The sequence below is a fragment of the Chryseobacterium sp. Leaf404 genome (assembly GCF_001424145.1).
GTDB lineage: Bacteria > Bacteroidota > Bacteroidia > Flavobacteriales > Weeksellaceae > Chryseobacterium.
Genome location: NZ_LMQM01000016.1, coordinates 1 through 11,885, shown reverse-complemented (window position 1 = coordinate 11,885; position 11,885 = coordinate 1). Strand labels below are relative to the sequence as shown.

General features: G+C 38.4%; 8 protein-coding genes and 1 pseudogene. 4 read left to right on the top strand and 5 right to left on the bottom strand.

Annotated features, from left to right (window positions below):
• Window positions 1-23: 23 nt before the first annotated feature.
• From ASG31_RS17010 to ASG31_RS16995, 4 genes are all read right to left on the bottom strand, one after another.
• A complete protein-coding gene (locus tag ASG31_RS17010; RefSeq protein WP_056035626.1) occupies window positions 24-848 on the bottom strand; it encodes a glycosyltransferase family 2 protein in 825 nt (274 codons plus the stop codon).
• A gap of 26 nt (window positions 849-874) precedes the next feature.
• A complete protein-coding gene (locus ASG31_RS17005) occupies window positions 875-2,002 on the bottom strand; it encodes a glycosyltransferase family 4 protein (protein ID WP_056035624.1) in 1,128 nt (375 codons plus the stop codon).
• 81 nt (window positions 2,003-2,083) lie between these two features.
• Window positions 2,084-2,905, bottom strand: a complete 822-nt coding sequence (locus ASG31_RS17000) for a class I SAM-dependent methyltransferase (RefSeq protein WP_056035620.1) — start codon at window positions 2,903-2,905, stop codon at window positions 2,084-2,086.
• Between the two features lie 18 nt (window positions 2,906-2,923).
• Window positions 2,924-3,268, bottom strand: a complete 345-nt coding sequence (locus ASG31_RS16995; protein ID WP_056035617.1) for a phosphomannose isomerase type II C-terminal cupin domain — start codon at window positions 3,266-3,268, stop codon at window positions 2,924-2,926.
• 119 nt (window positions 3,269-3,387) lie between these two features.
• Between ASG31_RS16995 and gltX the strand changes: the two genes are divergently transcribed.
• On the top strand, window positions 3,388-4,896 hold the full coding sequence (gene gltX, locus ASG31_RS16990; RefSeq protein WP_056035613.1) for a glutamate--tRNA ligase: 1,509 nt from the start codon (window positions 3,388-3,390) through the stop codon (window positions 4,894-4,896).
• A gap of 47 nt (window positions 4,897-4,943) precedes the next feature.
• Window positions 4,944-5,900 carry an acetyl-CoA carboxylase carboxyltransferase subunit alpha gene (locus ASG31_RS16985; RefSeq protein WP_056035611.1) on the top strand — a complete coding sequence of 319 codons (957 nt, stop codon included), beginning with the start codon at window positions 4,944-4,946 and terminating at the stop codon, window positions 5,898-5,900.
• A 73-nt stretch (window positions 5,901-5,973) separates the two neighbouring features.
• On the opposite strand, the gene ASG31_RS16980 is transcribed toward ASG31_RS16985, so the two are convergent.
• Window positions 5,974-6,657 carry a DUF6759 domain-containing protein gene (locus tag ASG31_RS16980; RefSeq protein WP_056035608.1) on the bottom strand — a complete coding sequence of 228 codons (684 nt, stop codon included), beginning with the start codon at window positions 6,655-6,657 and terminating at the stop codon, window positions 5,974-5,976.
• Window positions 6,658-6,801: 144 nt separating this feature from the next.
• Between ASG31_RS16980 and tsf the strand changes: the two genes are divergently transcribed.
• Window positions 6,802-7,626 (top strand): translation elongation factor Ts, encoded by an 825-nt coding sequence (gene tsf, locus ASG31_RS16975; protein WP_056035605.1) that lies wholly within the window; start codon window positions 6,802-6,804, stop codon window positions 7,624-7,626.
• Between the two features lie 189 nt (window positions 7,627-7,815).
• A pseudogene (locus ASG31_RS19195) lies at window positions 7,816-9,991 on the top strand (IgGFc-binding protein); the annotation flags it as partial.
• Window positions 9,992-11,885: the final 1,894 nt, after the last annotated feature.

Below are 11,885 nucleotides of genomic sequence, written 5' to 3'. Positions count from 1 at the left end.
AAACATTTTCATTCAAAAAAAGATTAATCAGTTTTGAGTTTAAATTTAGGCAAAAATAAAAGGAAAAAACCAATTATCCACTTAAAAAACCTCCAGGCAACGGGATATTTTTTGATATGAAAAACCTGCTGTATTCTTTTGGCTTTTGCTTCCTGACTGAATTTTAAGTCTTCCAGAAAAGCTGAGAAATATTTATTAAGCGTAATTTCTCTTTCTTTGAAATAGACTGAAAGGTTTTCAGGATTCGCAGAAATTCCGGAAAAATCATAGTAACAAACCGTTTCTTCCAGATGTTTGTAAGAAGCATTGTACAGACAGATTGCAACAATAAAAAACTCCCAATCGGCACAGATTTTATAGGATTCGTTGTAATAAAAATAATCTTTGAAAAGCTGTTTCTTAATGAAAGCAGCCTGATGATTAATCCCGCCGGAATACATGAAACTGAAGGTAATTTTCTTTGGTGGACTTTCAACCCTGTGGTAGCCGTCTTTATTAAAATACACAGAGTCACCGTAAAGGATATCAATACCCGAAGCGAAATGTGCAGCAGCTCTCTCAAGTACGGTATCGTCAAAAAAGAAATCTCCGCTGTTCATGAAGATAATATACTCGCCCGCAGCCTTTCTGATTCCTTTATTCATGGCATTATAAACCCCTGAATCCTGCTCGCTTACCCAGTAATCAATAGAAGTGTTTTTCTCGGTCAGCTCCTTACTGCCATCGGTACTTCCGCCATCAATAACAATGTATTCAAAGTCTTTAAACGTTTGATTTTTAACAGAATCAAATGTCTTTATTAAACCCTCTTTGTTATTAAAATTTATGGTGATTATGGTAAGCTTCATACGTATCTGCTGCAATATTCTGTTGATTAATTATTCTCTGCTGCCTTCTTATAAACCTTCAGACACTGTTCGGCAGCTTCATTCCAGTCATATTTTTTCACGTGCTGTGCCCCTTTTTTTGCATATTCTGCGCGTAAATCCTGGTCTGAAAGTAACTGTTCTATTTTATTTCTTAAAGACTCTTCAGAATCTGAATCGAAATAAATACCAGCATCCCCAGCAATCTCGGGCAAAGATCCGTGTTTAGACAGGATAATGGGGCAGCCACACGCCATTGATTCTAAAACAGGAATACCAAAGCCTTCATACAATGACGGCAAAACAAAACACTTTGCATTCTGATAGTAATATCCCAGCTCTTTTTCTTCAAATTTTCTCTGCTGAACCTGCTGATCAATTTTTAATTCTTTCAGGTAATTTATTTCCTCTTCATTAAATTTCCCTCCGCCAGCGGCAATTAAAAACAATGACGGATCATTTTTTAATAGAGGAACTATTGACTTTGCTAAAAATTTAAAATTCTTATAGTGAGGTCTTGCGCCTACATAGAGAACGTAGTTTTTCGGCAAATCTACTTTTACATCAGGATTTATTTTTATTGAGCTTCCGTGATAAATCACTGTAATTTTATCGGGATCAATATGAGGATAAACCTTTACAATATCTTTTTTGGTGTTGTGAGAAACCGCGATAATCTGAGTAGCTTTATTCAATAAAAGTGCCTTTCTCTCTACCACACGGAAATCATCATCAACGAAATACTCCGGCAAAAGCTCGTGTATCATATCATAAACGGTAAGTACAAAGGGTTTATTTCCTATTTTTTCTAAAAAATAAGGATTATAGTAAGTAGGAACACAGACATCATAATCGTTAGCCTGAAAAAGACTGTCCAGCAGCTGATCAGACTTTTTTTTCCTCAGTGATCTTGTACTTATTTTAAAAAATGCTAAAACTTTATACAGAGCCAGAAGACCGGGATTTTTTACTGTGAGGTCTGTTTCCTTCAAATAAGCATTGTCTGAGCTGTAAATGGGCAGCACAATTTCAACGTCTTTCTTCTGAGACAATACCGAAAAAACTTCCGTATAATATCTGGAAATCCCTCCATAGGTCTGCTGATGAAATATTTGAGGATCAAGTAGTATTTTCATATATTCTGAATTTTGCTGTATGCTTTCTGTAGACTTTAGCAAAACGTGTGAAGCCTTTGGCAAACGAAAGGAGCGGGCATTTTAAATTTTATCTTTGATACTGTCATGAAGGATCTGCTGAATTTTCGCATAATCTTTCTCTAAAAAACCATCTCTTTCAATTCTGAAATTGAGTCTTCGTTTTTTCAGACCAAAAAATTTTCTGTATTTTGAAATATCATGAAACGCATAATCAATTTGCTCCTGAGAAAATTCTTCAGCCGAAAATATATGATAATTTTTCTTGCGATAGTATTTTTTGCCAAATTTCCCTGCAATAATCTGTAATGCTTTTTCTGTATAAAAGGCGATGTGCTGCCCCGTTTCGCTGGCGATATAAATCCAGTTTTCTATGTTTCCGTTTTGGGGAACAAGGTCTGTGGAGAAAATTAAATTATCACCAAACTTCAGGATGTCTTCAATTTCTTTCAAAGGATTTTCAAGATGCTCAAAAACTTCGAAAGCGGTAACAACATCAAATTGAGTTACGTCGGTATCTGTAATATCGAAATGTTTGGAGAAAATATTTTCACAGTACATATCCTGTCTGTAAAATTCATATCCCAAATCTCGCATTAAGCGCACAAAGATCCCATAGCCACCGGCAAAATCAAGATATTTTTTAGATTTAGGGAAAAATGTATCAATAAATTTCGGAATGGTCTGTACCAATTCATTATTTCTTTTCAGAATACCAATATCCAAAGAAGTGATAGCATTATTGTATGCCTCTTCCAGCCAAAACGGTGTATCTGTCTGAATAAAGCCGCAATGGGTACATTGATAATATGAAGTATCATATTTCAAAAGGATTTTCTTCGAAAAAATTTTCTCAGAATGAGATGAGCAGATTTTACAGTTCATATTATCAGGTTATTTTATCTAGCTTCTGTCGTAATCATCTTCAATACGCACAATATCATCTTCCCCGAAGTAAGTTCCCGTCTGAACTTCAATAAAAACAACCGGCTTATCTGAAAGATTCATCATTCTGTGCTTTGCACCTAAAGGGATAAAAATACTCTCCCCGTACTTGAGATTAATTTCTTTATCATCCAGCACCACTGTAGCATCACCCTCAATTACCGTCCATTGCTCTTGTCTTTTATAATGATACTGATAAGACAATTTCTGCCCGGGGTTTACCACAATTCTTTTCAGTTTGTAATTTGCCTCATCTGCCAGTACATAATAAGTTCCCCAAGGTCTTTCTCCTATTTCAAGCATAACTAGTGAATTCTATATTTCTGCAAATGTAATTAATATCGCCAAAACATCCACATTCCAAATATCAAACTTTTGAATACATTTAATTTTGATTAATTTTGCAGCAAATTAAATTAAACATGAACAAAGTAAGAGTTCGTTTTGCGCCCAGTCCTACGGGACCTCTGCATTTGGGAGGCGTAAGAACCGCATTGTATGATTATCTTTTTGCTAAAAATCAGGGTGGCGAGTTTGTATTGAGAATTGAAGATACAGATACCGCGAGATACGTTGAGGGTGCAGAAGATTACATTGAAGAAGCTTTGGAATGGTGCGGAATTATTCCCGACGAAAGCCCCAAGAAAGGCGGAAAATTTGCCCCATACAGACAGTCTGAAAGAAGAGATATTTATAACCGGTATACCGAGCAGATTCTTAAAACAGATTACGCATACATCGCCTTTGATACAGCAGAAGAATTAGATGCCATCCGTGCTGAGTACGAAGCTAAAGGAGATGTATTTTCTTACGATAACAAAACAAGAAACCGTTTAAGAAACAGCCTTTCCCTTTCTGAAGAGGAAGTTCAAAAACTTTTGGATGAAAAAACGCCTTACGTGGTAAGATTTAAAATGCCTGTGGACAGAACTTTAGGTTTAACAGACATTATCAGAGGGAATTCTTCGGTAAACACAGACGTTTTAGACGATAAAGTACTGGTAAAAAACGACGGAATGCCAACATATCATTTTGCCAACATTATCGACGATCACGAAATGGAAATCACACACGTTATCCGTGGTGAAGAATGGTTGCCTTCTTTAGGTTTACATACTTTATTATATGAAGCAATGGGTTGGGAAGCTCCGCAGTTTGCACATCTTTCTTTGATTTTAAAACCTGAAGGAAAAGGAAAATTAAGCAAAAGAGACGGCGACAAATTCGGATTCCCTGTGTTTCCTTTGAATTTTACAGACCCTGCAACCGGAAATGTTTCTAAAGGTTACAGAGAAAGCGGATATTTACCTGAAGCGTTCATCAATATGGTGGCACTTCTGGGTTGGTCTCCCGCAGATGATAAAGAGATTTTGTCTCTGGACGAAATGGCAAAAGAATTTGATTTAAATAAAGTTCATAAGGCGGGAGCAAGATTCAGTAAAGAAAAATCTGAGTGGTTCAATCATCAGTATATTCAGTTGAAATCTGATGAAGAATTATTAAATATTCTGAAAGATTCAGATTTAAATTTAAGCATCGAAGATGAAAAATTATTAAAGATTATTCATCTGATGAAAGAAAGAGCAACGTTCCCAAAAGATATTTACGAAAACGGAAAGTTCTTCTTTGAGGCACCTACATCTTACGACGAAAAAGCTTCAAAAAAGGCATGGAATGATGAAACTTCTACTCTTTTGACTGAATTTTCTTCTGTTTTAAATGAAACCGAAGCATTCACTTCAGAAAATATCAAACAAAAATTACACGATTTCGCCGAAAACAAAGGCGTGGGAATGGGAAAAGTGATGATGCCACTCCGTCTGGCTTTGGTAGGTGAATTGAAAGGCCCAGACGTTCCGGATATTTTGGAACTCGTTGGTAAAGAAGAAAGTATCGCCAGAATAAGCAATGCTGTAAATAATTTTAAATAGATTTATCATATTTTTCATACATTTGAAAGATTTAATTTACTTCAAGAATGGAATATTTAAGTTTCGAACTTCCTATAAAAGAGCTGATGGATCAGTATCAAACCTGTTCATTGGTAGGAGAAGAAAGTGGTGTTGATGTAAAATTAGCATGCAGCCAGATCGAAGACAAGATCAGAGATACCAAAAAAGAAATCTACGGAAATCTTACGCCTTGGCAGAGAGTACAGCTTTCCCGTCATCCGGATCGTCCATATACCTTAGATTATATCAATGGTATGGTAGATAAAGGAAGTTTTCTTGAGCTTCACGGCGACAGAAATTTCGCTGATGATCCTGCATTGATTGGTGGCTTGGCAACACTTGACGGTCAGAGAATTATGATTCTTGGAACGCAGAAAGGAAGAACAACCAAAGAAAGACAGCACAGAAGATTCGGGATGCCGAATCCTGAAGGATACAGAAAAGCTTTGAGACTGATGAAATTAGCTGAAAAGTTTAAAATTCCTGTAGTAACTTTGGTGGATACACCGGGAGCTTACCCAGGTCTGGAAGCTGAAGAAAGAGGACAGGGTGAAGCAATTGCAAGAAATATTTTCGAAATGACCATGCTTAAAACTCCTATTTTCACTTACATCATTGGCGAAGGAGCAAGTGGAGGAGCATTGGGAATTGGTGTAGGTAACAAAGTATATATGCTGGAAAACACCTGGTACACGGTAATTGCACCGGAAAGCTGCTCTTCAATTCTCTGGCGAAACTGGGATCACAAGGAAGATGCTGCAAACGCATTGAATCTGACTCCACAGGATGCTTTAAGAGAAAAATTTATCGACGGAATTATTGAAGAACCACTTGGTGGCGCTCATTACGATCCTGAAACCACTTATTTGAATTTAAAAGCTTCAATTTTACAGAACATTAAGGCTTTCTCTAAATTCACAGGCAAAGAACTTGAAACGCACAGACAGGACAAGTTTATTGCGATGGGGCAATTTAAAGGATAAGATTAGATATCAAAACATAAAAAAACGCAGCGAAAGATCATTTTGCTGCGTTTTTCTTTTTGATGAACTTTTCTCAGTCACTTACGCTCAACTCCAGCTCAATATCTTTTGCAATTCTTTTTAATGAAGAATATTTCGCATCACAAACCATTGTAGTTAAGACATATTCGCCTTTATCTACCTGAACGTAATTCTGACTGTTGGCAGGAACATTCAGGTTATAATATTTCTTTCCGGTAATCTTCACAATGAGGTTACATTTTGATTTGTTTTTGATATTGATATAAGCCGTAGGATCAGAATCGTCCTGATTAAAAATATGTGAAAGATAACTTGCCGTTTTCTTATGATCTTCGCTTGGGCCGGTTTTTTTATTACCTGTACCCGCATAATTCACGGCTTTTTTTGCGGCTGGGCTGCCTGCTGCAGATTTGGTGGCTAAATCTGTATTTTTGGTGATTTTTTCCACTTTTTCCTTGCTCAGCGGGGTGATGGTAGGTTTTGCCACCTCACTGTTGTCTGCCATGATAATTTCAATCAGTTTTCTTTTGAAATAATCTGTTTTTGCATGCCCGGGATTCTGTTTCAGAAAACCTGCAATAATTCTGGCTTCTTTAGATATTTCGGCATCCTGCTCCGTATAGATAATCAACGTTTCCTTTTCTGCAACGGCTTTGGCTTTAGACTTAGCTTTTTTCTTCTGAGCAAAACCGAGACTGAAAATGCAGACAAAAAGAATCAGAAATATGTTCTTCATTAAAATTATTATTAAAAAATTGACAAATTAAACAGTATAACGCAAAAAGTCATTTTTTAGTTTATCATTAAAACATTATCTTTGCGCCACAAAATTTAAACGAATATAAACAATTATAAATTTAAATAAAAAATTATAAATATTATGTCTTATTCACCAGCTGCTGCAGACGTAGCAAAATTAAGAAACCAAACAGGTGCAGGAATGATGGACTGCAAGAAAGCTTTAGTGGAAGCAGAAGGAGACTTCGAAAAAGCAGTTGACATCCTTAGAAAAAAAGGACAGAAAGTAGCTGCAAACAGAGCTGACAGAGATTCTTCTGAAGGTGCTGTAATCGCAAGAGTAAACGAAGATAATACTTTAGGTGTTGTAATCTCTCTAAACTGTGAAACTGACTTTGTTGCTAAAAACGAAGCGTTCATCGAGCTTGCTTATGAATTGGCTGAAATGGCTATTTTCGCTGCTACTAAAGAAGAATTATTGGCTACAGATTTCCACGGAATGACTGTTGCTGACAAATTAATCGAGCAGACAGGAGTAATTGGTGAGAAAATTGAGATCGGTGCATTCGAAAGAATTACAGGTCCTTACCTGGGAGCGTACATCCACGCTGGAAACAAAATTGCTGCAATCACTGCGCTTTCTGCTAAAGTAGAAGGTTCTGATGAAGTTGCTAAATCTGTTTCTATGCAGGCTGCTGCAATGAACCCAATTGCCCTTGACGAAACTAAAGTTTCTCAGGAAACAATTGATAAAGAACTGGAAATCGAAAGACACAAACTTACTGAAGAAGGTAAGCCTGCAAACATTATCGAGAACATCCTTAAAGGTAAAATGCAGAGATTCTACAAAGACAACACTTTGGTTCACCAGGATTTTATCAAAGACAGCTCAATGTCTGTTGCTGATTATGTAAAATCTGTAAATGGAGATCTTAAAGTAACAGGATTTATCAGAGTTAGCTTATAATAACTTTTTTAAGTTTTAAAATATCAGTCCCGGTGAAAGTTTTCACCGGGACTTTTATTTATGAAATCTCTTACTATATGGAAGATCTGTTAAAACTAAATTAATTATTGTACTCAATAATGAAAAGATATAAAAAAATGTAAAAACCTGGCTATTAAAAATGTAAATTTGCATCCCTATAAATTCTGTATGAAAAAATTTCTACTAAGTATTTTTACATTTCTATGCTTATCACTTAACGCTCAGCTAGATACTGACCATTGGTTTGCGCCCATGGCAGCGAAAGCAGGAACGGCAAATTTGCAGAGTGTGCTGTATCTTTCCACCAATGAAATTACGCCATTCACTGTTCAGATTTATAACAACAATACTGTTTTTACCACAGTTCAGGTAAGTAAAAACAATCCTGCTCAGGTCACTATTCCTGAAGGTTTTATGTTTGCAACCAATCAGGCAGATCTTTTCACACCCAATACCATGGGAATTTATGTGAAGGGAAGCAAAAGATTCTTTGCCAATTTCAGATTTTCGGTTACCAATCATGCAGAGATTATTACCTCTAAAGGTTTGGCAAGTCTGGGTACCACATTCTACGCTGCCATGGCACCTCTCACCGGAACCAATTTTTATATTAATTCGATGATTGGCATCACCGCATCTGAAGATAATACCAACGTAGTTATTTCAGGATACGACCCTAATGTTGTTTTCAGTGATGGAGTTTCGGCTCCTACAAGAACTGTAACGCTCAATAAAGGACAGTCTTATATTGCAGATGCAGTAAGCATTGATGCCGCTGCGAATATGAACGGGCTTGTAGGTGCAAAAATTGAATCTACGAAACCCATCTCTGTGACCAACGGGAATTTTAACGGAATATACACCAATAATAATTTCAGTAACAATGATATCCTGATGGATCAGTCTGTCCCGGTAGAAAAGCTTGGGAAAGATTTTGCACTCGTAAAAGGTAACGGCTCGATAAGTACAGGCATGGAAACAGCTCTGATTGTTGCGACCGAAAACAATACCACTTTTACCATCAATGGTACAGCCTCTGGGGTTACTTTAAATGCCGGACAATATTTCTTACTTCCCGTAAATTATTACACCCTTCAGGGAAATAGCCTATACAATATGGGAATTTCCGCTACCAAAAATATTTATGTGTACCAGTTGCTTGCCGGCGCCAGCACAGGAACAGAATATGCAACGGGAGGATTTAATTTTATACCGCCGTTAAGCTGTTTTATGCCAAATAAAATTGACGAAATAGCTCAGATTAACAGGATTGGCAGCACCACTTACGCCACAAAACTTAATATCATTACGCAGACAGGAGCTACGGTAACCATCAACGGAAATGGACTTGCCGCAACCGCAGGCCCGTACCCTGTTCCCGGAAACCCAAACTGGGTTACTTATTCTGTAGAAAATATCAGCGGAAACGTCACGGTAAATTCAACAAAATCTGTTACTGCAGGAATTGCGGCAGGCAGCGGTGCAGTTGGGTACGGTGGCTATTTTGCTGGATTTTCTTCCGTTCCTGCTATCACAAAAACAGGAGACTGCTATCTGGGAGTTGTGCTTCAGGTAGACAGCAGTTATGATGCTTATCAATGGTTCCTGAACGGACAGCCCATTTCCGGGGCAACATCGTTCTCAATAAATCCCGAAATTTACGGTTCAGGAAACTACACGTGCCAGATTACGAAAAACAACTGTGAGACGAAGCTTACGGCGGTATACACTTATACCTCATGCCCGCCAATTCCTACAGCAACCTACACCATTGGAAGCTGCCAGACAAAACAGATTACTCCATCCCTTGTAATTTCTACGCAAACTATGGTTCCTTCAAGCGTAACTGTGGTACAGACACCAACAGCAGGAACCACATCTGTGAATTCTACGACCGGCCAGATCACCTATACTCCAAACACAGGCCTCACTGTGTACACAGCCGATACCTTCATCTATTCAGTACAGGGCAATGGCAATCCCGCAGATATAGAATATTTTAAGGTGATCATAAATATTGATGTTTTGCAGGTTAGCAACACGTCGCTTTCAGTATGCTCAAACAGCAACGGAACAGGAACATTTAATCTTTCGACAGCAGTTGTAACACCGGATTCCGGAACTACGGTTTCTTATTATACAGATACAGCACTTACGTCATTAATCACAGGTTTTAATGCTTACAACACCGCTCCAACAATAGTTTACGCCAAAGTAACCTCACAGTACGGATGTTCCAAAGTTGCTCTGATCACTTTATCTGTAAATCCGTCTCCAAATATCAATACTGCCAACTTCAATGCAAATCTCTGCGATGATAATCTTGATGGTATTATTAACATTANATGTTCCAAAGTTACTCTGATCACTTTATCTGTAAATCCGTCTCCAAATATCAATACTGCCAACTTCAATGCAAATCTCTGCGATGATAATCTTGATGGTATTATTAACATTAATTTTGCCGATGTAACTCCGCAGATCGTGACCAATGCAGCAAATTTTACCGTAAAATATTATTTGATCCAGGCTGATGCAACCATCGGAAACAACAATAACCTTCCTGTAAACTGGACCTACACCGCAAATACAACAGTCTACGTGAGAGTGGAATCTGCAAACGGATGCCCGCCAGCCTTCGGACAGATCAATTTCACCATCGGAAACAAAATTACACTCCTGACGCAGGATTACAGCACTTTGGTCTGTGATACCAACTGGGATGCTACCGAAAATGTAGATTTGAATAATTACAAAAACAATTTCACTACAGATCCTGCAGTTTCATTAACCTTTTACAGCACTTTGGCAAACGCTCAGAATGCTACAGGTGCTATTGCGGCCAATCAAACCATTGCCCCTTCGCAGATTTTTTATGTAAGATTCCAAAACACAAACGGCTGTCCGAATGTCGCAAAACTGACTTTAACCCTCGATCAGATCACCACGAGCAACACAACCATGTCTGCCTGCGCAGGAACAAACGGACAGGCTGTCTTTAATCTTACAGCCGCCGCAGTAACCACAACGCCGGGAGCGATTCTCACCTACTTCACAGACAGCGCACTGACGACTCAGATTCCTTTACCTACAGCCTATTCCTCTACCGGAGGAACAGTGTATGTAAAAGTAACCTCAACTTTCGGGTGCTCTAAAACAGCACAGGTTACCCTGATTGTAAACCCGTTACCAAATATCAATACAGCAAACTTCAACGGTGCAGTCTGCGATGATAATTTAGACGGAACTGTAAACATTACTTTTTCTACAATAACACCGCAAATCGTAAACAACCCGGCAAACTTTACCGTTAAATATTACCTTACTGCGGCAGCAGCTACAGCCGGAGGAAACAACAACCTCCCGAATAACTGGACTTACACTGCAAACACAACCGTCTACGTGAGAGTGGAATCTGCAAACGGATGCCCCCCGGCCTTCGGACAGATTAATTTTACTATTGGAGCCAAAATTACACTGCTTACCAACAACGTCATTACTCAGGTTTGCGACCTCGATTTAAACGGTTCTGAATCTGTTAATCTGAATGATTATAAAAATCTTTTCACTACAGATCCTTCAGTTTCATTATCATTTCATACCACTTTAGCGAATGCACAAAACGGAACTGCTCCTGTAAATGCTGTTCAGAATATTACAGCATCGCAGATCTATTTTGTGAGATTCACAAGCTCAAATGGCTGTCCGGCAGTTGGGCAGATCAGCATCACTTTAATCACCGGAAAAAAATCTGATGTCCTGAAAAATCTTATTGTCTGTCCGGGTCAGAGAACAGTTTTGGATGCAGGGCCCGGCTTTACCTCTTATCTCTGGAATACAGGAGCAACAACGCAGAGCATTACCGTGGGCGAAGGAAACTATTATGTGGATTTAGGATTTAACGGCTGTGTTTACAGACAGAATGTAGCTGTAACCAATGCTGTTTTACCGACCATCACAAGCATCACTGTTACCGCAGGAACTGCCACCATCAACGTAAGTGGCGGCACACCTCCATATCAGTATTCAATCAACGGATTTGATTATCAGACCAGCAATATTTTCACAGGCCTTCAGAGAGGTCCGTACAAAATATATGTGAAAAGTGCGGACGGATGCGAGCCTGTAGTAAAAGACTTTCTGATCATCAATTTAATCAACGCAATCACCCCGAATGGCGACGGCCATAACGACTACCTGGATTACACCGACCTTCAGATCAAACAGGACGTAAGCAT

Coding starts and splice junctions, on each gene's coding strand:
- ASG31_RS17010 (WP_056035626.1), bottom strand. CDS start 848: ATGAAGCTTACCATAATCACCATAAATTTTAATAACAAAGAGGGTTTA.
- ASG31_RS17005 (WP_056035624.1), bottom strand. CDS start 2,002: ATGAAAATACTACTTGATCCTCAAATATTTCATCAGCAGACCTATGGA.
- ASG31_RS17000 (WP_056035620.1), bottom strand. CDS start 2,905: ATGAACTGTAAAATCTGCTCATCTCATTCTGAGAAAATTTTTTCGAAG.
- ASG31_RS16995 (WP_056035617.1), bottom strand. CDS start 3,268: ATGCTTGAAATAGGAGAAAGACCTTGGGGAACTTATTATGTACTGGCA.
- gltX (WP_056035613.1), top strand. CDS start 3,388: ATGAACAAAGTAAGAGTTCGTTTTGCGCCCAGTCCTACGGGACCTCTG.
- ASG31_RS16985 (WP_056035611.1), top strand. CDS start 4,944: ATGGAATATTTAAGTTTCGAACTTCCTATAAAAGAGCTGATGGATCAG.
- ASG31_RS16980 (WP_056035608.1), bottom strand. CDS start 6,657: ATGAAGAACATATTTCTGATTCTTTTTGTCTGCATTTTCAGTCTCGGT.
- tsf (WP_056035605.1), top strand. CDS start 6,802: ATGTCTTATTCACCAGCTGCTGCAGACGTAGCAAAATTAAGAAACCAA.